This is a genomic window from Acetobacter syzygii (genome assembly GCF_000964225.1).
In the GTDB taxonomy this organism is placed as follows: domain Bacteria; phylum Pseudomonadota; class Alphaproteobacteria; order Acetobacterales; family Acetobacteraceae; genus Acetobacter; species Acetobacter syzygii.
In genome coordinates this window covers 1-22,494 of sequence record NZ_BAMZ01000051.1, presented here as the reverse complement: position 1 = coordinate 22,494, position 22,494 = coordinate 1, and the positions used below count along the sequence as shown (strand labels likewise).

The 22,494-nt window shown below is 56.1% G+C and carries 17 protein-coding genes; 14 read left to right on the top strand and 3 right to left on the bottom strand.

What is annotated here, in order from left to right:
• Positions 1-15 precede the first annotated feature (15 nt).
• Positions 16-1,053 (bottom strand): ferrochelatase, encoded by a 1,038-nt coding sequence (gene hemH / locus Absy_RS11590; RefSeq protein WP_048854916.1) that lies wholly within the window; start codon positions 1,051-1,053, stop codon positions 16-18.
• Positions 1,054-1,131: 78 nt separating this feature from the next.
• Entirely contained in the window at positions 1,132-2,199 is a 1,068-nt protein-coding gene (locus Absy_RS11585) for an A/G-specific adenine glycosylase (RefSeq protein WP_146802639.1), read from the bottom strand.
• 10 nt (positions 2,200-2,209) lie between these two features.
• On the opposite strand from Absy_RS11585, the gene Absy_RS11580 reads away from it, so the two are divergent.
• The 13 genes from Absy_RS11580 to Absy_RS11520 all read left to right on the top strand — a co-directional run bounded on the left by Absy_RS11580 (position 2,210) and on the right by Absy_RS11520 (position 20,388).
• A complete protein-coding gene (locus Absy_RS11580) occupies positions 2,210-2,761 on the top strand; it encodes a DciA family protein (RefSeq protein WP_048854915.1) in 552 nt (183 codons plus the stop codon).
• Positions 2,762-2,924: 163 nt separating this feature from the next.
• Positions 2,925-3,149, top strand: coding sequence for a hypothetical protein (locus Absy_RS11575; protein ID WP_048854914.1), 225 nt, complete (start codon positions 2,925-2,927; stop codon positions 3,147-3,149).
• A gap of 70 nt (positions 3,150-3,219) precedes the next feature.
• The gene (locus Absy_RS11570) at positions 3,220-4,308 is read left to right on the top strand and encodes a lytic transglycosylase domain-containing protein (protein WP_048854913.1); all 1,089 of its coding nucleotides are present in this window, start codon (positions 3,220-3,222) and stop codon (positions 4,306-4,308) included.
• Positions 4,309-4,451: 143 nt separating this feature from the next.
• On the top strand, positions 4,452-6,470 hold the full coding sequence (locus Absy_RS11565; protein ID WP_048854912.1) for an AfsR/SARP family transcriptional regulator: 2,019 nt from the start codon (positions 4,452-4,454) through the stop codon (positions 6,468-6,470).
• Between the two features lie 178 nt (positions 6,471-6,648).
• Positions 6,649-7,188: a DUF3576 domain-containing protein gene (locus Absy_RS11560; protein WP_048854926.1), complete on the top strand. Its 540-nt coding sequence runs from the start codon at positions 6,649-6,651 to the stop codon at positions 7,186-7,188.
• 66 nt (positions 7,189-7,254) lie between these two features.
• Complete coding sequence (gene leuS / locus Absy_RS11555; protein ID WP_048854911.1) at positions 7,255-9,873, top strand: leucine--tRNA ligase; 2,619 nt, start codon at positions 7,255-7,257, stop codon at positions 9,871-9,873.
• The gene (locus tag Absy_RS11550) at positions 9,873-10,568 is read left to right on the top strand and encodes a lipoprotein (protein ID WP_048854910.1); all 696 of its coding nucleotides are present in this window, start codon (positions 9,873-9,875) and stop codon (positions 10,566-10,568) included. The genes leuS and Absy_RS11550 overlap by 1 nt, the downstream gene beginning before the upstream one ends.
• 18 nt (positions 10,569-10,586) lie before the next feature.
• Positions 10,587-11,600 (top strand): DNA polymerase III subunit delta, encoded by a 1,014-nt coding sequence (holA, locus tag Absy_RS11545; protein ID WP_048854909.1) that lies wholly within the window; start codon positions 10,587-10,589, stop codon positions 11,598-11,600.
• Positions 11,601-12,300: 700 nt separating this feature from the next.
• Positions 12,301-13,401, top strand: coding sequence for a hypothetical protein (locus Absy_RS11540; RefSeq protein WP_048854908.1), 1,101 nt, complete (start codon positions 12,301-12,303; stop codon positions 13,399-13,401).
• A 73-nt stretch (positions 13,402-13,474) separates the two neighbouring features.
• Positions 13,475-16,204, top strand: coding sequence for an aminotransferase class I/II-fold pyridoxal phosphate-dependent enzyme (locus tag Absy_RS11535; protein ID WP_048854907.1), 2,730 nt, complete (start codon positions 13,475-13,477; stop codon positions 16,202-16,204).
• Between the two features lie 90 nt (positions 16,205-16,294).
• Entirely contained in the window at positions 16,295-17,986 is a 1,692-nt protein-coding gene (gene aspT, locus Absy_RS11530; protein WP_245614834.1) for an aspartate-alanine antiporter, read from the top strand.
• Positions 17,987-18,313: 327 nt separating this feature from the next.
• On the top strand, positions 18,314-19,594 hold the full coding sequence (locus Absy_RS11525; protein ID WP_048854906.1) for an MFS transporter: 1,281 nt from the start codon (positions 18,314-18,316) through the stop codon (positions 19,592-19,594).
• Between the two features lie 185 nt (positions 19,595-19,779).
• Complete coding sequence (locus Absy_RS11520; RefSeq protein ID WP_048854905.1) at positions 19,780-20,388, top strand: superoxide dismutase; 609 nt, start codon at positions 19,780-19,782, stop codon at positions 20,386-20,388.
• A gap of 34 nt (positions 20,389-20,422) precedes the next feature.
• On the opposite strand, the gene Absy_RS11515 is transcribed toward Absy_RS11520, so the two are convergent.
• Complete coding sequence (locus tag Absy_RS11515; protein ID WP_048854904.1) at positions 20,423-21,490, bottom strand: NAD(P)H-dependent flavin oxidoreductase; 1,068 nt, start codon at positions 21,488-21,490, stop codon at positions 20,423-20,425.
• Between the two features lie 268 nt (positions 21,491-21,758).
• Between Absy_RS11515 and Absy_RS11510 the strand changes: the two genes are divergently transcribed.
• Entirely contained in the window at positions 21,759-22,130 is a 372-nt protein-coding gene (locus Absy_RS11510) for an HdeA/HdeB family chaperone (protein ID WP_048854903.1), read from the top strand.
• Positions 22,131-22,494 lie beyond the last annotated feature (364 nt).

Genomic DNA, 22,494 nt, shown 5'->3' with positions numbered 1-22,494 from the left:
ATCTGGCCCTTTGTGTTAAAGCCAGCCGAGCAGTTCGCGACGGACCAGTTTTTCCAGCAGGCGGATACTGGCAGGGCTGTCGTTCAGGCAGGGGACGAGGGTAAAGGATTCGCCTCCGGCTTTCATGAACTCCTCGCGCACTTCGTGGCCAATTTCATCCAGCGTTTCCAGGCAGTCCGCCATAAAACACGGAGTCACAACCGCAATACGCCGGATGCCCTTTGCTGGCAGGCCGGTAATAAAGGGAGCCGTGTATGGCTCCAGCCATTTGGTCGGCCCAAAACGGGACTGGAAGGTCATGGGCAGGTTTGTCTCGTCCATACCCAGCTCTGCCCGTAAACCGGCAACGGTACGGGTACAATCCGCCAAATAGGAGTCGCCCTTATCCACATACTGCTGTGGCAGACCATGGAAGGACGCGACAACCATCTGGAACGGCTGGTCCGCGTGCATCTGTTCCTCACGGATGGAGGACGCCACAGCGGTAATAAAATCCGGATCATCGGGGAAGGACGGCACAGTACGGACGGCGGGCTGGTTACGCAGCTTCATCAACACCCGAAAAAGCTGGTCATTGGCCGTGGCGGTGGTGGTTGCACTGTACTGGGGGTAGAGCGGCAGGCAAACAATACGGTCACACCCCTGCTCCATAAGTGTGCGCAGCGCCTGCGCAACAGAAGGGCTGCCATAGCGCATTCCCCATGCCACAGGCACACCATCAGCCGCCAACTGTTCGGCCAGCTTTTCGGCCTGATGGCGGGTGTACGTACGGAGCGGGCTTTCGTTCCGTTCCGTATCCCACACACGGGCGTAAGCCCGCCCACTGCGCGAAGGACGCGTGGTCAGGACCACACCTTGCAACAATGGCTGCCAGAACAGGGGCGAGCCCTCTATGACCCGCCGGTCGGATAAAAATTCGGACAGGTAGCGACGTACCGCCCGGTAACCCGTGCCCTCCGGCGTGCCCAGGTTAACCAGCAGCACACCCGGCTTATTACCGGGCTGCCCCTGAGTGGCCAGATGAGCCTGTGGCGGAATATGGTGGAAAACCATGCAACCTCTTTTTCTTGCTTTTATGGCCCGGCCGCAAAGGCCATTAAAATGGATTGGGTGCCAGAACACCCCGCCTTCTCATGCACGATGCAGGAAGTCGTATCCTGTTGTCATACATTTTTGCATAATTGATGGCAGGGATGCCGTTTTTGTCCGGGCAACAGGCAGCAAAAAGCCATCCCTGACATCCTGATTGGAAAACTGCGCCACACGTGCGGCATACACCACCACATTCAGCGTAAAATGGGTAAACACATGCTTGACCGCACCGGCTTTTTGCCACGCCGCCGCCACTGGCGCATGGGTCAGGGCTTCTGCCTCCGTCCACGGCGTTGTGCGCCAGTCGGTACCGGGCAGTTCGGTCATGGCAGCCAGCAGGCCCGTTTCGGGGCGTTTGCGCAGCAGCACCTGACCTGCGCCATCCATAACCATAAAATGCACACCATAGCGCACGGGGCGCTCGGCCTTGGGGGCCTTGCGCGGCAAGGTCGCAGCCGTACCCTGCGCATGGCCTGCACACACGGCCTGCCACGGGCATAACCCACAGGCTGGCTGGCGGGGCGAACACAGGGAAGACCCCAGATCGAACAGAGCCTGTGCAAAATCGGACGGGCGTTGCCGCGCCGCTGCATCGCCGTTCAGTCCATCGGCCAGTTGCGCCAGTTTTTTACGGGCAGCGGGCAGCGGCTCCTGCACGTTGTAAAGCCGGGCGGTTACGCGCTCCACATTGCCATCCACCGGCACAACCGGCACGCCAAAGGCTATGGCAGCCACAGCTGCTGCCGTATATGCCCCAATACCGGGCAGGGCACGCAGCCCTTCCACCGTGCAGGGAAAACCCCCAAGAGCAACAACAGCCTGTGCGCAGGCGTGGAGATTGCGGGCGCGGGAGTAATAGCCAAGCCCAGCCCATGCGGCCAGCACATCATCCCGCTCCGCACGGGCAAGCGCCTGAACGGTTGGAAATTTTTCCACAAATCTGAGATAATAAGGACCAACGGCCTTGACCGTTGTTTGCTGAAGCATGATCTCACTCAACCAGACACGGTACGGGTCTGGTGTCTCCCCCTCCCTGAACCGCCAGGGCAGGGAACGGCGGTGTCTGTCATACCAGTGCAGCAGAGCATGGGCGGGTGGCGTAATCACGGAGGCTGTTATGGCGAAGGAACTTCATTCGGGCAAGGCGGAAGCCCCTGCCCGGCAAGCAGCCCCACCCCGCAAACCCGCAGCCCGCAGGCGCACCAAGGAGGAAATACCGCCCCCACCCCCGCGCCTCGCCATGAAGGCCCGCACCCTTGCCGCCCTGCTCCCCAACGTAACGGCCCCCGCCTTCCGCCGCCGCTCCCCGACCGGGGCCATGCTGTTTGCATCCTGGCCCGATATTGTAGGCCCGGCCCATGCTGCCGTAACCACCCCCCACCGGCTTAGTGCAGGCACCCTGACCGTAGCCTGTGCCGGACCAGTTGCCATGGAACTGCAACATCAGGCGGATATGCTTATGGCGCGGATCAACACATGGTGTGGGGAAGCACTGGTAGCGCGCCTCCGCTTTGTGCAGGACCCCACAGCCGGCACCCGCCGCAAGCGTGCAGTGCGCAAAACCCACGGCCCCACCTGCACCTTACCCACCCTGCCCGATGACCCGCTACGCGCAGCACTGGAACGGCTGGGCACGGGAATTTTACAAAGTGCGACAAAAAAAACCTAACAATTATAAAAGGTTATTCCTTTTATTGTCATGGTTTTATGACAAAACCGCTTAGCGCTTGAAATTGACACATTGTGGGTGTTCTAAGACCCCGCGCCAGATGCTGCGGCACAATGGCGCAACACTCACACTGGACCAAGATCAACCAAGCAGGATGTGTACAATGTTGCGTAAACCCGGCACCACGCCAGGGATTACTACCCCCGCCGCCCTTAAGGCTTTTCGGCAGCATGGGCCAGAAACCCTGTCCGACCTCCAGTTCCTGGAAAACTGGACAACCCGGCCCCGTTACACGGCAGCCAGTGTGCTGCGCGCAGGGCAGATCCGTCGGACCAACCCGGACCTGATGCACGATATTACAAGCAGCATCCGCCAGCGGGGCAAATAGCCCCCACCGCGGGCTGTGCCCCGTGGCATGAGTGTTTGCATCCGCCCGCCTAAACAGGCACCATGCGCCTATGCTGCTGTGTGCTCCAACCTTTGCGGACCGCCGTGTCTGGCGCAGGATTTTATCCCTTATCGCTCTTGGCGGACTGGCCGTGCTGTCCGCCTGTGCCGGACCTGCCAAAACATCCTACCGTGCTCCGGGTTCTGCCCTTAATCCGTGGGGGCCTTATATTCTGGAGGCATCGGAACGGTTTTCCATTCCCCAGTCATGGATCAGGGCAGTCATGCAGCAGGAATCGGGGGGGCACCAGTATATGAACGGGCATCTGACCCGCTCCGTGCATGGCGCTGTGGGGCTTATGCAAATCAAACCCGATACTTACGCCGAGCTGGCACAGCGTTACCACCTTGGCTCCGACCCCTATAACCCGCACGATAATATTATGGCTGCCAGTGGTTACATCCGCGAACTGTATGACCGCTTTGGCACACCGGACTTTCTGGTCGCCTACAGTTGCGGACCACAGTGCATGGAAAACCACCGCTCCCGCGGGATGTCCCTGCCGTCCTACGCCCGTAGTTATCTGGCCTCGGTCTCACCCCACCTCAACGACCCCGTTCCGGCGGGTAGCCTGCCCGGCCCGGCCCAGCCTGCCATAGCGCTTGACCAGCCATCGCCCGTGCAGGTGGCTGTGGCCTCCCCCTATGGGCAGGGGAATGCTCCCCCGCTAACGGACGATACCCTGCCCCCGCCCTCCACCGGGGATGACACACCAGCCAACCCACCCGCCACCTTTGTGCCAGCCGTCAACAGCACTGACCTGCAACCCCCTACGGGGCAGGCGACCAGCACCCAGAGCGTCAGCACAACACGGCTGGCAGGGCCAGGCTTTGTCTGGCAGCCCGGCACACCTGCCGGACATGCCGTGATTCAGATCGGAGCTTTTTCCACGCCGGAGCGGGCCATGCACGCCATTGCGCTTGCCCGCCAGTCTTCCGGCGGGTTGAGCCACGCCCAGAACCGGGTGGAAAAAATTACCCCCTCCGGTCGCCCTCCCATCTGGCGTACACGGCTGGCAGGGCTGCCCTCCGGCCAGACGGACACCATATGCTCCGCCCTGCGGCAACAGGGGTTGTCCTGCGTTGCCGTAACTCCTTAAATTCCTCATGCACTATTGGTGCCTATGCGCCATCAACCTCATTCTTTTGACTAAAAATTACTTATCCCTATCCTTCCCTGACCGGCATGAATGGCATTTATGTTCGTAGCCGGACCTTCTGGTAACCAACGGACTTTCTGCCCATGCAATCCCTCCCCAGCCATGAAGGTGCGCCACCCAACCAGCCGTTACTGCATATTTTTCTGCTTGGGCACATGCGTGTCCTCTCCAGTACCGGGCTTTCCCTGCTGCCCACAGGCACCAAAACCAAAGCCCTGCTTGCTATTCTGGCCCTTTCCAACCGGCGGCCGGTTGCCCGCACACGGTTGGCGGAACTGCTCTGGAGCACACGTGCACCCGAACAGGCGCGTGCATCCCTGCGGCAGGAAATCCACCGGCTGATGGAAGTGCTCCACCCTCTGGGGCCGGAGGTGCTGGATGTGCAGCGCCATACTCTGGCCATCCGCTCGGGGCTGACAGAAATTGACATGGAGTATGTGCTCCACACTACGCCCCAAACGGTTATGACCCTGCCCGACCCCCTGCCCCCTCTTCTTGAGGATCTGAGTGCGGTTGATCCGGGGTTTGCCGTATGGCTGGAGCAGGAGCGCAACCGCCTGCTCGACTACAAAACCGCGCAACTGGAAGCCCTGCTGGCCAGCGCACCGCCCCCCGCCATTATTATGGCCGCAGCCCAGCGGCTGCTCCGCCTTAACCCCCTGAATGAAGAGGCATGGCGCACACGGATTCTGACCGCCCTCCACAATGGGGAGGAAGGCACGGCCCTGCAAAGTGCAGAATCCTGCCTGCGCACATTCCAGGATACACTGGCCACCACACCAGGGCAGGAGACCATGCGCCTGATTGCGGACCTCAGGGCCGCACACCACCATGCCAGACAGGGCGCGCCTTTTACCACACTGGCAGACCAGCCCCCACCGCCCTCCTCGGCCAGTGCGGGCATGTACGAGGCATCCTCCTCCCTGACACTCAGCGCCACGGCATTTCTGGCCTGCACCCCAACAGCAGGTGCGGGAGATGGCATGGCACTGGCCATGCAGTTCCGCAACGAGCTGGGGCTGGATATGGCCATGCACGGCGTACTGGATGTGAGTGTACAGAACGAGCAGTTTGCCGCAGGCCCTTCCCAGTCGCTCCCGGCCCGCAGGCAATGGGATTTTTTGATTGGCATTACCGTAACCGGCAGCACCGCCACATCGCTCACCTGCATTGTGCAGGCGCTGGATACCCGCCTGAACGATACAATCGTATGGGGGCACCGGCTGACCATAACGGCCACCAACCTGCGTGCACTCGCCAACCGCTTTGCATCCGTGCTGATTATAAGCCTGTTCACCACGGAAGCCCGAAGGCTGGCCAACAGACCCATTGCCGCGCTGTCCCCCCTTGGGCTGGGCCTGCGGGCCTTTAGCCTGAGCCTGCAAAACAACCCGGCACACAGCCAGACCATTGACCAGCTCCTTGACGAGGCGAGCAGACGCGCGCCCGAAAACCAGTTCCTGTTTTTTGTCCGTGCACACACCATGCTGTTACGCATGAGCGAGGAATGGCGGACCCCCGTGGCCGAGTACCTGCGCCCGATGGTGACCATGCTCCAGCAGAATCTGGCCGTATTCCCCAACAATATGGCCACCCGCTACCTGCTGGTCGTAGGGCTGTTTTACACCCGCCAGCCAGAAGAGGCCCGCTTTTTACTCGCGCAGATGCACGCTGCCCTTCCCTCCGATTCCCACACAAGCATGTTGGCCCTGCAAGATGGATTAAGTGCTCTGTGCCGGGGCGATGCCACGCTGGCAGCACGCATTTACGCGGATTTTTTTGGCCTTGATGCAGATGTTCCCCTCGTTAATGCCCCGGATCAGGAATTTATTCTGGCCTGTTTTCTGGCTAACCAGCACGAGGATGCCCTGCGCCATGCACGCGGCATTCTGGCCAGTTCCCCCGACCGCTCCGCCATTCTGGTTCCTGCTCTGGCCTCCGCCAATGCACTGGGTCACCAGTCTTTAGCGCTGGATTACCGCCAGCGGCTGCACCGTTTGCAAACCCCATTGAGCGTACAGGGCATAGAGGGGCATTATGCCCACCTGCCCCAGTCCATGCGCCACAAACTCTGCCACGCCCTGCACCTGCGGGAACATTAAACGGCCCACCCCCCGCATGGACCAGCACAGCCAGACCAAGCAGACGCTTGGCGGACAAGGGTGGACAGGATATGAAGGCGAACAGGACCACCTGTGCCGCCAGCCAGACCTGACTTCTTTTTTACCCGGCGGACCGGGAAAGACGGATACCCACGTGCCAAGGAGCCACAACAACGCCATGCTTCGCCGTCTCATGCCCAGCCATGCCGCTGCAAGTCGCCCCCAACCCGCGCTGCTCCTCAAGGGGATGGCTACGGCCACTGCACTGGCTGGCTTTAGCCTGCTCAGTGCCTGCTCCATGTTTGACAGCGGGAACCGGAGCGGCCTTGCAGCCCCCAGCAACCACCTGTTGTCCGAGGACCGTGGGGCTTCTGGTGGAGAGGCCAGCCTTAAAGGGGGGGTCAACGCCTACCTCTGGCGCGCAACGCTTGATACCCTCTCCTTCATGCCGGTTGCTACGGCCGATGCAGAAGGCGGCATTATTCTGACCGACTGGTACACCCCCCCTGCCACGCATGACGAGCGGTTCAAGATTACCGCCTTTGTGCTGGACCGCCGCCTGCGCTCCGATGCGCTGCGCCTGAGCGTGTTCCGCCAGATCAAGCAGGATGGCACATGGGTGGATACCCCACCGGCCCCCAACACCGCGTCCGATATTGCTACGCGCATTCTCTCCCGCGCACGCAAACTCCGCGCAGATAACGGCAATCAGGACTAACCCGTCCGGTTCTGGCCGTATTCGCCCTTTCCTTTTTTATAGCCTGCAAGCGTAGATTTGAATTCCATGTCCCAGCCTTCCAGCCCGTCACCTTCCTATGACTTCAACTCCGTCGAACCCAAGTGGCAGAAGGCGTGGGAACAGGCCGATATTTTTACCGTGCCCGATGTTCCGCCAGCAGATAAACCCAAATATTATGTGCTGGAAATGTTCCCCTACCCATCGGGGCAGCTCCACATGGGCCATGTGCGCAACTATGCGCTGGGCGATGTTATTGCACGCTACAAGCGTGCCCGTGGCTTTGCCGTCCTGCACCCTATGGGGTGGGACGCATTTGGTCTGCCAGCCGAAAATGCTGCGCGCGAACGGGGGGTTCACCCTCAGGAATGGACGCTCAACAACATTGCGGCCATGCGTGCAACGCTCCAGCGGCTTGGCTTTTCGCTCAACTGGGACCGTGAGATCGCAACCTGCCTGCCCGATTACTACGGCAAGCAGCAGAAGCTGTTCCTCGACTTCATGCAGGCTGGGCTGGTTGAACGGCGCGAAAGCTGGGTCAACTGGGACCCCGTGGACCAGACCGTTCTGGCCAATGAGCAGGTAGTGGACGGCAAGGGCTGGCGCTCTGGCGCCCCTATTGAAAAGAAAAAGCTCTCCCAGTGGTTCCTGCGTATTACCGACTTTGCCGAAGACCTGCTGGAAGGGCTGAAAACCCTCGACCGCTGGCCCGAACGCGTACGGACCATGCAGGAACGCTGGATTGGCCGCTCGGAAGGAGCCAGACTCACCTTTTCGCTGCATGAACCGCCAGCAGGGCTGGATACCAACCTGAACGCGGTGGAAGTGTTCACCACCCGCCCCGATACGCTGTTTGGCATGTCCTTTCTGGCTATTGCCCCCGACCACCCGCTGGCACAGTGGGTGGCCGAGCATAACCCGCAGGCCGCCGAATTTGTGGCAGAATGCCGCCGCCTTGGCACATCGGTCGAAGCTGTGGAAACAGCAGAAAAACGCGGGTTTGATACGGGCCTGCGCGTAAACCACCCCTTTATAGACAAGAGCTTTCCTGTCTGGATCGCCAACTTTGTGCTGATGGACTACGGCACGGGAGCATTGTTTGGCTGCCCCTCCGGGGATCAGCGCGATCTGGATTTTGCGCATAAATACAACCTGCCGGTCATTCCCGTTGTGCTGCCAGCCGGTAAGGATCAGGCAGATTTTGCCATTACCAGCCACGCCTTTACGGGCGATGGCACCATGATCAACTCTGGTTTTCTGGACGGTCAGACAACCACACAGGCCCGCAAAACCGCCATTGAGCGGTTACAGGACCTTGGCGTGGGGCAAGGCGTTGTTAACTGGCGGCTGCGGGACTGGGGCATTTCGCGCCAGCGGTACTGGGGCTGCCCCATACCGGTCATCCATTGCGACACCTGTGGGGCCGTGCCTGTTCCGGACGAACAGCTCCCGGTCAAGCTGCCCGAGGACGTAACCTTTGACAAACCGGGCAATCCGCTGGACCACCACCCGACTTGGAAGCACACAACCTGCCCCTGTTGCGGCAAACCCGCCACGCGTGAGACCGATACGTTTGACACGTTTGTGGATAGTTCGTGGTATTTTGCGCGCTTTACGGCCCCCCATGCCCCCACGCCCACCATCCGCGCCGCAGCCGATGGATGGCTGGCCGTGGACCAGTATATTGGCGGGATCGAACACGCCATTCTGCACCTGCTCTACGCGCGCTTTTTTACCCGCGCCATGCACCGCACCGGCAACCTGAATGTGGATGAGCCGTTTGCAGGCCTGTTCACCCAAGGCATGGTCAGCCATGAAAGCTACAAGGACAGCGCAGGGAACTGGCTGTACCCCGAGGAAGTGGAGCGCACGGCAGACGGCGTGGTCAAACGCGGCACCACCGACCCCGTAACTGTGGGACGGGTAGAAAAAATGTCCAAATCCAAGCGCAATACGGTAGCCCCTGTTGCCATTATCGAACGCTTTGGGGCCGATACGGCACGCTGGTTCGTGCTCTCCGACAGCCCTCCCGAGCGCGACATGGAATGGACAGAAGCTGGTGTTGCTGGGGCTGCCCGTTTTGCGCAGCGCCTGTTCCGCACCGTGTGCGGTGTTGCCGCCAGCGTGCCCGCAACCACAGACTGCCCGCCCGACATTGACCGGCAGGCCGATACCCTGCGCCGCACCACCCACCGCACGCTTGCAGCCGTGACCGATGCGCTGGAAAGCTTTGCCATTAACGTGGCCGTGGCGCGGATTCACGAGCTGACTTCTGCTCTGACCGATGCCGAAAAAACCGCAAAAGTACCGGGTATGGACTTTGCCCGGCGCGAAGCGGCCCATATTCTGTGCCTGCTTTGTGCCCCCATGATGCCGCACCTGGCAGAGGAAATGTTTGCCCGCCTTGAACCCGGTGCCGGGCTGGCGGCAACACAGCCATGGCCCAATGCACAACCTGAGCTTCTGGCGGCAACGCAGGTCACCATAGCCGTGCAGATTCTGGGTAAACTGCGTGGCACCATAGAGGCCCTGCCTGATGAAGACCCGGCCGCCGTGCTGGCACGGGCAGAAGCAGAGCCCAATGTGGCGCGGCTGCTGGAGGGCAAACGCATTGTCAAACGCGTGCATGTGCCCAACCGTATTGTTAACTTTGTAACGGCAGGCTGATGACCCCGACCCGCTCTTTCTTCTCCCTGTGCAAGGCTGCTCTGGCTGCAACCGCTCTTGCGGGGGCACCCCTGCTCCTGAGTGGCTGCGGGTTTAAACCCTTATATGGAGAGGACAAGGGGCAGGTCGAAGTCTCTGACGAGCTGAAAGATATTTACGTCGCCAATATTCCCGAGCGTTTTGGCCAGCAGGTCCGGCTGGCCCTACAGGCCCAGATGTCCAGCGATGGGCCGGAAGATCCGCACAAATACAAGCTTATCGTCCAGCCCGGCGTTAATGCGGAAGCCCTCGATATCCATGGTGACAACACAAGTGGCCGGACCCGCATCATCGGCACGGCACACTGGCAGCTCCTGACCATTGACCAGAACCCCCAGTTGCTTGCACAGGGCGACACTCAGGTCATGGATGGTTTTTCCAGCACGTTTGAGCAGTATTTTGCCCAGACCCTGAACATGGAAAGTGCCATGGGCCGCATAGCGGAAGCACTGGGCAACCAGGTAACACAACAGGTGGCCATATGGTTTAAAACCCACGCGACCCCTGCTGCTGCCCCCACCGAACGCCCCCGCGCTGTTTACCCCACACCAAACCTGATCCCCGATTCCGAAAAGGGAGCCCCCATGGAGCAGGAAGGGGCAGATGCCATTCCCAACATGGCCACGGGCCGAGCCCCCATCGACACCAGTTTCTAACAAGCGGACGGGCTGATTATGAAAATAGATGCCCGCAGCACCAGCCGTGTTCTCAACGACCCCGGAGCATGGCGTGTGATTCTGCTGCATGGGGAAGATACAGGGCTTATCCGCGAGCGCGCCCAACAAGCCACACACCGGCTTGCCGGCACGCTGGACGATCCGTTCCGCATTGCACTGCTGGACAAGGAAACCCACAACCGGCTGGAAGAAGAAGCCACCGCCCTCTCCCTTATGGGTGGACGTCGTGTTGTGCGTGTGCGCGATGCTTCGGACGCATTGCTCAAACCCATCGAACACGTGCTGGCCCAGAATACGGATACACTTGTCATTCTGGAGGCACCCGGTCTTGCCTCCCGCTCCAAGCTGCGCCAGCTCATGGAAAAACAGGCCCAGTGTGCCAGCATTGGCTGTTACCCGGAGGAGGGGCGTAACCTTGAGGCCTCCATTACCCAGATGCTGGCCATCCACCATGTGCGGATTGATGCGGATGCCCTGCACTGGCTGACCAGCAGGCTGGGCGCAGACCGGGCCGCAGCACGCAGCGAAGTGGAAAAACTGGCCCTTTATGCGGGGGATAACGGTACACTGGCACTGGAGGACGTGCGCGCCTGTATTGGTGATGCGGGAAGTGTATCGGTCGAAGATGCCGCTTTTGCCGCAACCGAGGGGAACCGGACAGAAGCGGACACAGCACTCGAACGCGCTCTGGCAGAGGGAACAGCCCCCATAGCCATTATTCGGGCATTTATGGGCCATATGCACCGGTTGCGCAGGGTGCGGGCCGCCATGGCGGACGGCCAAAGCCGAAGCGACGCCCTGAAAGCCCTGCGGCCACCTGTTTTTTTCAAACGTACGGCAAGTTTTGGCCGTGCTGTGGAACTATGGAGCTTGCCAGCATTGACGCAGGAACTTGCCAACCTGCAAGCACTGGAACTGTCCTGCAAACAGACAGGGGCGCCAGACGTGCTGCTCTGCCGCCGTCATATCGCAACACTTGCAGCCCGCTCAGCCCTTTACGGCCGCCGCTAACCCCAGCTTTTCCCCTTGTCCGGGCGTTTGGCATTCAGTATACAAAAAACGTGTGTCCGCGTAGCTCAGTAGGATAGAGCACAGGATTCCTATTTAATTGGGCACCATAGCTGGAAACATTATGGTGAATCCGCTCAAAGTCGGGGAACGCTACGGCCTGCAAAGGCCTTGCCAATCCCGAGCCAAGCCGTTCCTTATGAACGGAAGGTGTAGAGACTGGACGGGCGGTACCTACAGACCTGTGCACACAGGTCCAAGGTAAAGGGACAGTCCAGCCCACAAACGCTCTGGCAACGGAGCGGCTGTGAAAACTGTAGTGGGATGAATCCTGGGGCCGTGGGTTCGAATCCCGCCGCGGACACCAACACACACCTCTCCGTAAAACATTACGTCTCCGTCCTCCTTGGGCGTGCACGTCAAAACGCCTTAGCCGGAAAAATAATTTTTCTTCCACTCAGACTGTCATGGTCTTTGTGCGGCCTGATCAACACGATCGACAATGCAGCACGCAGGACAAGAAAAAACAAAGATAATGTTAAGTATTATTTGACTAGTTATAAAATACTAAACAAATAAATCTTCAATTCCCAAGTTATTATTTTATTCAACCTTGCCCGCATTCAGGAATAATGCTCTAAAAAGTCTATTATATCTGCACTATGGAATGTTTGAGCCATGCTAACATTCTGAAAGGTGACACATGCGCCGTATAGCCGAAAAAATATTATGTGGTTCTCTCATTTTATTAACAAGCGGATGCTACAGTATTGGCAGCTATAAATTAGGGAAAGATCAGGACCAGTACGCCGGTTCCATGATTGAAGCCAGTAAAAGGCAGACTCTTTCCAACCTTGTGCGCCTACGATACGCAGACACACCCGGATTTTTGGATACAACACAGCTTATTTCGGGCTATCAGTTACAGCGCAATGCTTTTCTTGGTGTTGCATCGGACACCTTTCCCATCCGCCCCAATGGCGGACTTGCCGCACAGTTGCAGGAAAGCCCGACATTTACTTTCCAGCCTGTAACGGGCGATGCCTACGCCCATAGTTTGTTAAGACCACTGCCCCCTGCCAGCCTGTTACCGCTGGCTATGGGAGGACTACCGATTGATGTTCTGTTACGTCTTTCCGTACAGTCTATTAATCTTATGAGCAATAATCGTCCTTTTTCACGCAATTCCGGGGATTTGGATGCAACGGTTGATTCGCACAGCATAGACTTTTTTAGTCTGGCCCACGACCTCCGCCTGCTACAGGCCGCAGGTCTGCTCAACATTCAATTACAGCAAGATCCTAATAAATCCGGGAAAGACAGTGAAAACAATCGTGTTTTCCTCAGCATTTCCTCAACAACCGACCCCAACCTCTCCCTCATTGTTGATAAGACAAAAAAGCAGCTCAATTTTTCCTCCAAATATGAGCGGATGGAAGTGGTGTATGGTTTGGGTGAGCCTCATCCCGGACAGATCAGAATGCTGACCAGAAGCATGTTAAGCATTCTGGGCCAGATTGCCTACCAGATACAGATTCCAGATGATGAGGTCTCTTCCGGGAACACCAGAAAATCAATTGATATTCCAGGGAACATTACACAAAAACATTTAATAGATGTACATGCCAGCCACAAAGAACCAGACAACGCTTTTGTGTCTATTTTGTACGATCATTATTACTACTGGATTGACCGAGGTGATTTTGAAAGCAAACTGGCTTTTACAATTACCCAGATGTTGCTCGAACTTTCCAAAACCACGTTAAATCCGGGAGCGGTCGTGACCATTCCTGTTAATAAATAACAAAAACATCTTCCCCGAACTTTCGTAAAAAACAATCTTTTTCTCAAGTTTTTGTAAAACAGGAACAATAGTCATGACTTCTGGCACATCCTGCGATCAGCCTTCGCGCTCGCTTATCAGCACCTCTTTGGCAACACCCGCCCTGCGTGCAGATCGGTGGCTGAGCGTTCTGGACCTCGCACGCAAATGGTCCGGCACCAATAGCGCGGATATTAAAAGCTGCCTTTCCAGTTCACTCAACAAACTGGATGATCTGGAAAGGTTTTTTGCCTATCCGGGATCGCAGTTGCTTGAACGGCTCAGAACCTGCCTGACCGATGATGATAACAAGGCTTTTCTACGTCTGGCCCAGCGTATTTCCACAACCATTATATCGCGCAAATACCACCGCGATGCCTCAGCATGGACAACGGATGACCATGATGATGAGCCACTCAATCGCCTGCCGCAGGCCATAACACACCTTAAAAACATACCTTATTTTGAAGTACTGAGCGTTGTACCCCACGCTCCTTCGCGCTGGCCGGTCATTCAGGAAGAGGCCCGTGGTGTCCGCCGCCCGGAGGATGATTTTATTTACCAGCCTGTTATTGTCGGCAATGCACAGGATGCCCTGACCGCCATCCTGCTAAACCCCGACCTTGGCGCTGTAGTACTTTACGAAGGTTTTTCCGCACAAAGCCCTGCGGACAACCCTTTGCTGGCCGTGTTCCAGAGCATTATTGATTTTACGACAATCGGTGATGATGAAACACTTGTGCTTCAGGTTGCGCAAGCTATTAAAAAAATTAGGCCTGAACTCGACCTTTACCTCCTCAGTGACCGAAATATCGAAGCACTGGCAGGCAAACCCGAAAGCCGGTTTTTTAATAGAATTTTCTATCAGATGGAAGAACCTCTGGAACTGCATCTGTCCATACTGGAAGGCATTCGCAACCGTTACAGAACACCCTTCTTTGATAACCTCAAGCGTTATGCACAGCGCCCCATTGCCACATTCCATGCCCTCCCCATTGCGCGGGGCAAGTCGGTCTTTACGTCCAACTGGATTAGCGACATGGGCGAATTTTATGGCCCCAACCTTTTCCTTGCCGAAAGCTCCGCAACTACCGGCGGGTTAGACAGTCTGCTTGAGCCTACAGGCAATATTAAAGATGCTCAGGCTATGGCTGCACAGGCTTTTGGGGCGGACCATGCTTTTTTTGTAACCAACGGCACCTCCACCAGTAATAAAATGGTGCTTCAGGCCCTGCTGGCGCCGGGGGATATTGTTATTCTGGACCGCAACTGCCACAAATCTCACCATTATGGGTGTGTGCTGGCAGGTGCTTTGCCTTATTATGTAGAGGCATTCCCCCTTGTAGAATACTCCATGTATGGCGGGGTGCCGCTCAGCACCATCAAACAGGCACTGCTCACACTCAAGGCGCAGGGTGACCTTGAGCGTGTAAAAATGGTGGATCTGACAAACTGCACATTTGACGGGCATGTTTACGATACCCGCCGCGTTATGGAAGAATGCCTTGCCATAAAACCGGACCTGATCTTTTTGTGGGATGAGGCATGGTTTGGCTTTGCCCACTGGTCTCCCCTTCTGCGCCAGCGCACCGCTATGGGTGCCGCAGCAGCCCTGACGGAAGCCCTTGCCCAACCAGCCGCCCAGAAAGCATGGGACGAGCAGGCAGGCATACTGGGCCAGAACCCGGATGATGCCACACTCCTGAACACCCGGCTTGTGCCAGACCCGCGTGCTGTGCGGTTGCGTGTTTACCAGACCAACTCGGTCCATAAGTCCATGTCCGCACTCCGTCAGGGGTCCATTGTACTGGTCAAGGATGTGGATTTTGAACATGTGGAATCCCAGTTCCACGAGGCAGTCTTTACCCACGCATCAACCAGCCCCAACCTCCAGATCATTGCATCACTCGATGTGGCACGGAGGCAGATGCAGCTGGAAGGGTATGGGCTGGTCAGCAATGCGTTGCAGATTGCACTTGAAATTCGCAAACAGGTTAATAATCACCCGCTTATTTCCAAATACTTCCGGGTTCTCAACTCAGCAGAAATGATCCCGGAAGCCTACCGTAAATCCGGAATGGCTGATTACAACGACCCCAGCACAAGCTGGGATAAAGCACTCCAGTCAATCAAGGATGATGAGTTTTTGCTTGACCCCACGCGTATGACCCTGTCGTGCGGCGCTGCGGGGTTTGATGGCACAACTTTTAAAAACATTCTGGCAGATAAATTTAATATCCAGCTCAACAAAACATCGCGTAACAGCGTTCTGCTGCAATCCAACATTAACAACACCCGCTCCGATATTGCCCTGCTGATCCGCGTTCTGGTTGACATTGCCACAGACATTGACAAGAAAATTCTTGATAATGATGAAATTTATCTGAAATCATTAGAAAACAGAGTTCATCAACTGGTTGACGATCTGCCAGAACTTCCCAACTTTAGCCGCTTTGATGACCGCTACCGCGAGCAGCCATCTGCCAAAACCCTGCACGGGGACATTCGCCGTGCATTTTATGATGCTTACAAAGAGAGTGAGTGCGAATATGTAGCGCTAGACAGTGCTGAAATTGATCAGCGCCTCCAGTCTGGCCCCACACTGGTCTCGGCCAATTTTGTTATTCCCTACCCACCGGGTTTTCCCATTATGGTGCCGGGGCAGGTTATTACCCAAGCTATTGTGGATTTTATGCGCAAGCTTGATGTGAAAGAAATCCACGGCTTTAACAAAGCGCTGGGTCTTAAACTGCTTAAACGCACAGAAAAAAAAGAAAACTCCTGAACATTCCCTCTTTTTCTCCCGCATGGTCATGCGGGAGATTTTTTACCAAGGCTCTGCACAGCCATGACTTGCGGGTAAAGGAGCTTACACATGACCATGCACTGGATTGCCGAGACCCTGCGTGCCTCCCCTGATCTGGCAATTTTTTTAACTCTGGCAATCGGCTTTTGGGTCGGGTCGCTCAAATTCGGCAGTTTCAGTCTTGGGGCTGTCACGGGCACCCTGCTGGCAGGCGTACTGGTTGGGCAGTTGGGAATTGTTATTTCCCCACAGGTCAAATCAGTTTTTTTCATTATGTTTCTTTTCGCCGTGGGGTTTGGCGTTGGCCCACAGTTTGTAAGAGGCATTGCCAATGATGGTCTGCCACAAGCTATTTTTGCCGTTATCATCTCCTCCCTCTGCCTGATATGCGTATATGTGGCTGCCATTGTATCGGGTTATGGTCCGGGTATGGCCGAAGGTCTGCTTGCAGGGTCGCAGACCATTTCTGCCTCCATTGGCCTAGCAACAGACGCCATTAACCGCAGCGGCTTAACCGAGGGGCAGGCGCAGGCCGAGTTAAACGCCATTCCCGTTGCCTATGCGGTTACCTATCTGTTTGGCACGGTTGGTACGGGATGGATTTTAGCCTTTTTGGGTCCAAAGCTTTTACGCATCAATCTGGCGGATGAATGTGCCCGTTATGAACGCGACATGAACATCCGTTCCGTCAATGGTAGCACTGAAAGTGCCTGGCATAATTATATTGTACGGGCATACAAAATTAAAACCGAAGGGCTGATTGCCGGTAAAACCGTTGCAGAGGCCGAGCATTCTGCCAATGCTCGCATTTTTTTGGAAAACCTGCGTCGGAACAATAAAATTATACCATTTGATCAAACAACAGTCCTGCAGGTAGGTGATCATGTTGCCGTTTCTGGCCCGCACGATGCACTGGTTTACTGGTCCAACCATGCGGAGGAAGTAGCGGATCAGGAACTGATCGAAATTCCTGTGGAAACCGTGGATGTTGTTGTTACCAGCAAAAAGCTGAATGGCCAGCGCCTGATTGACCTTGCCACCGCTCCTTATGCCCGCGGTATTTACATTAATACCATTCGCCGTGGCTCCATGAATGTGGACATTCCCGTGCTGTCCCAAACAGCGCTCAACCGGGGAGATATTATCAACATCACCGGCAGCCGCAGGCATGTGGCTGAAGTTGTCAGCAATGTTGGTTACGCGGACCGCCCAACCGATGTAACCAGTATGGTGCTGGTGGGGGGCGGCATTTTTGTAGGGGGGCTTCTGGGCTCACTTGTGCTGCCGGTAGCGGGTATTCCCATAACCCTGTCCTCTTCTGGTGGAGCGCTCATTGCCGGGCTTATTCTGGGGTGGTTGCGGAGCGTTACCCCTAAGCTGGGCAGCGTTCCTGCGGCGTCCGTATGGTTTATGAACACGGTCGGGCTGAACATTTTTATTGCTGTTGTTGGTATTTCCGCCGGGCCTACCTTTATCAAAGGTTTGCAGGAAGCTGGCGTGAGTGTGTTTTTCTGGGGTGTGTTTGCCAGTGCTGTGCCTATGCTGCTCGCTCCCCTGATTGGCAAATATATTTTCCGGTTTGATCCCGCGATCAATCTGGGCTGCTGCGGGGGAGCGCGGACCAGCACGGCATCGGTTGCCATGGTAGCGGATGTCGCAAAAAGCAACGTGCCCATGCTGGGCTACACAGTACCCTACGCCGTAAGCAATACGCTGCTGACCATGTGGGGTCTTGTGATTGTGCTGTTGCTCGCCAGATAAAGCACAACACCACGGAACATGTTACAACAGGCATAAGGCCCTGTACGCAGCGGGCACAGTTTTCATTCCCGCTGCGTATTTTGTGACTGGCTGGGTGGCAAAGCCGTCCAATGCGCACACCGCCCGCCAGATAACACTCCAATTTTTAAAAAACATTTTAATACGGGCAACTTAAGCGCCTGCACCGATCTGTGTATCGCCGGAAGTTGAATTGCTTCGGCCACAGCAACGGAGGCAGCTTGCCTTACCTTGTAAAACCCACGGAAATCCTTTTTATACGTTCGCAGTCAAATGCTGAATTTAGAATAAAACTTATGGAATAATCATATGCCTTCGGCACCGCAGCCCGTTTCCCCCCAAACAGAAAAACCAGTCATAACCAACCAGACGGCCTATGTTGTGGCGTGGTTTTTGTGTCTGGTTTTTTACTGGCTGCAATATTCCACCCGCTCTGCCCCCAGCGTTATGGTGAGCGAGCTGGTCTCCTCCTTTGGGCTGACAACTGTTGGTCTGGGGTCCCTGCTGGGGCTGTATTATTACACCTATTCCCTATGCTCCATCATATCCGGAGCAGCCGTCGATCGGTGGGGGGCCAAATATACCATTTCCTTTGGTGCGCTGGTACTCGCAGCGGGCACCTGCCTGTTTGGCTGGGGGAATGAGTGGATGGCAAGCCTAGGCCGCCTGATGCAAGGCGCAGGTTCAGCCTTTGCGTTTGTGGGGGCCGTTTATCTGGCGGCACGTGGTTTTTCCAAGCAACATCTGGCCACGGCGGTCGGTGTTACCCAATGCGCAGGCATGATGGGGGGAGCCATGGGCCAGTCCACCGTGGCATGGTTGATTCATGGCGTTATAAACTGGCATTTTTTCTGGATTGATACGGGCGTTCTTATTGCATTGATTGCGGTTTTTATTTTTTTCCTTACCCCGCAAGAGCATAAACCCTCCCTCAACCACCGTCCTTCCGGGTCCATGTTTGCGCCTTACAGGAGCGTGCTAAGCAACCCACAATCCTACTTGTGTGGATTATGCTCAGGCCTGCTCTTTTTACCGACAACGGTTGGCAGCATGACATGGGGCATAACGTTTTTAACCCAAAGCTGGCATATTGGTTACCATGAGGCCGTTTTGCGCGCCGCCATGGTGCCTGTTGGCTGGATGGTTGGGTGCCCTGCCCTGGGCTACTTAACGGACCGCATAGGCCGTAGAAAGCCCGTTCTACTCGGGGGTATTGTTGTTATGGCCCTGACCGTTGCCGCTATTATTTACCTGCCGGGTAATAGTTTTCCGCCTTATGTGCTGGCTTTTGTGCTGGGCGTGGCTTCCGGTGCAGCCATGATCCCCTACTCCATTATCAAGGAAGTCAATGCGGACGAGGTCAAAGGCAGTGCCACTGGTGCCATTAACTTTCTGGTCTTTGTCATGAGTGCCATTGTCTCCCCTCTGTTTGCCGCGTTCTTGCAACATCTGGGGCATGGGCAGCCGCCGGGCGCTCTCCAGTTTACGCAGGCGTTCAGCTTTGGTCTGGCCGGGCTGGTACTGGCAGGAATTCTGACCCTCTTCCTGCAGGAGACGGGGCCAAAAGGGCAGGCAAAAACAAAAGCGTAAGCCCCACTTGCGCAACAGGCAGGCCAGCCATCCGGCGTCCAACGGAATAGTGACTGAAACCCCACCCATGAGCAGGTGTTAGTATCTGGTAACGGGTCTACCCTACCGTGGGGCGGGTGTTTGGCCGCGCCCCGACCACCACGGTCAGCCCGTATTGCACTGCTTCTCTGTTAAAGGAATCCGTCATGGCTTTTGAACTGCCAGCTCTTCCATTTTCTTACAATGCTCTTGCAGGCAAAGGCATGTGCCAAGAAACGCTGGAACTGCATCATGACAAACACCACCAGGCCTACGTAACGGCACTCAATGGTTTTGTGGATGCCAAACCCGAACTTCAGGGCAAATCACTTGAGGAGATTATTCTGGCCGTTAAAGGCAAGCCCGACCTTGCGCCTGTTTTTAACAATGCCGGGCAGCACTGGAACCACATTCTGTTCTGGAACAACCTCTCCCCCACTGGTGGGGCCATTCCACCTGCGCTGGAGGCAAAAATAAAGGAAGATCTGGGGAGTGTTGAAGCCTTTAAGGAAGATTTCAAAAAAGCAGCAATCTCGCAGTTTGGTTCTGGCTGGGCATGGCTGGTGCTCACCCCTGCGGGCAAGCTGGCCGTAACCAAAACCGCCAACGGCTCCAACCCATTAGCAGAAGGCCAGGGGCAGGTTCTTCTGGGGCTGGATGTGTGGGAACATGCCTACTATCTGGACTTCCGGAACCGCCGCCCTGATTACATTACAAACTACCTCGACAAACTCGCCAATTACGAATTTGCCGAAGCACAGCTCAAAGCAGCCTGAAACCCGCGCATCTGGAGCCAGCCTTGGGGCTGGCTCACCTCTGCCGTGCACGGGCGTGTGCCAGTTCCTGCTTTAACGCGTGTACCAGTTGAGCCGCTGGCATGGGCCGCGCCAATGGAGCACCCTGCCCCGCCCAATAAGCACCAAACCCGGACTCGTTACAGGCTTTGGCGGCCACATGGAGTGCCTTACCTGCCGCATAGGCAATCGGATAAGCCGGAGTAGAAGGCCGCCCCGTCTGGTCAGCCAGCGCCGTAAAGCGGCTGGCCAATGCGCGGGCCGGTCGGCCGGAAATAAGTGCCGTCAAACGGGTATGATACGCCGCAGGACCGGACAATGCCTGCCGGTAGGCGGCATCTGCTGCGGATTCCGGGCAGGGAATAAATGCCGTTCCCATCTGGGCGGCAACAGCTCCCAAATCCAGCATGGCGGCCACTCCTGCACCGTCCATAATTCCTCCGGCGGCTACCACCGGGCACGCACTCTTGCGCACCAAAAGGCGCGTTAGTGCTGTGGTGCCCAACGCATCATCCGGCATGGTGGTGTCAAATGCACCTCTATGTCCCCCGGCTTCTATCCCTTGGGCAATAATGGCATCCATACCCGCTTTTTCTGCCAGATGCGCTTCCGCCAGACTGGTCACTGTTGCCAGCAGAACCGCTCCCGTTCCGCGCAAAGCAGCCACCTGATCGGGTAATGGCAAACCAAAATGAAAACTGATGACCGGGGGCCGGACCTCCAGCAACATCCGCAGCATATCCGGATCATCCGCAAAGCTGGTATAGGGTGCCTCCAGCGTATCGGGGGCAGTGGCACCATATTGCGCAAACAATGGCTGCAACCACGCAAGCCATGCCGCGTCGCACGCAGGGTCGCCTTTGGGTGTGGTATGTACAAATAGATTAACGTTAAACGGGCGCGAAGTGCCTGCACGCACCTGTTCAATCATCTGCCGTGCGGTGGTAGCTGTTGCCGCACCCAACCCAATCGCCCCCAACGCGCCAGCATTACTGACCGCAGCAGCCATAACAGGCGTGGAAACACCCGCCATGGGAGCCTGCAATACTGGTACGTCCAGTCCAAGCCGCTCCACAAAAGACATGCTGGTTCTCCCATCCCATTACAGCCAAAAACCTACGCCACATCCTCACTGGGAGTATATGTGCAACAAAGTGACCCTAGACTGACCGGTAATCTACAAAAACCCAACCAAACCTAAGCACAGGTTCAACTTAACTGAATAATATGGGCCAAAGTTCCGTATCAAACCCGGACCTGCATTATGAACATGGAGATTTTTGAGTCTATCTATGCCATACGGCAATCATACAAAGCGAACAGGCACATTAGCCGTCGAAAGGAAAAGATCTATGATGCTGCGGAATATGACCGTAAAAACTATTTTTCTTTTAAGTATTGCACTTTTTATTGCGCACCCAGCTAAAGCAGAAACCACGGTTATTGGTCTCGGCAATTTCTCGTGTGAAAAATACCTGAAACTGCTGGATATGAACCCACGATCAGAAGAAAAATTCATAGCATGGGCTCAGGGCTATATTAGTGGTTTAAGCAACGATCTTTCGCAAAGCAACCCCAACACAAATGCCAACGACTTTGTGAGCAATATGACTTACGGGTCGGAAAGAATTAAACAATTCTGCATCGAATATCCGGAATCCAAGTTTTCTGCTGCTGTGGACAGCGCATTCCACGATATTGAAAAACATCAGGGCAGTGAATAAGCCCTATTTTATCAGGCAGTCATATCAGTAAACGCCACGTTAGGGGCTATGCCCCAATATGTGGCGTTTGTTCACTGGACTCACAGGCCTTGTACACCCCCGTGAATAACCCTGTGGATAATGTGCATAAACTCAAATCATACACGCCGCCACGACTCCACACATGGCTGAATACAGCCATTGACACCCTCATCCTCATGAGCCGCCCCAATTATAATCAGCAGCATGAAGATCAAGGGCAGACTTTAATTTTCATTCCACCCTCAGTTTCCAAGCCTGATTAAACTCGTCCACCACAAGATACCCCTTGGTACCTTTCCGAATGATTCCAGTTGTGGGTGTAGAAACGCAGAAAGCCCGCTCT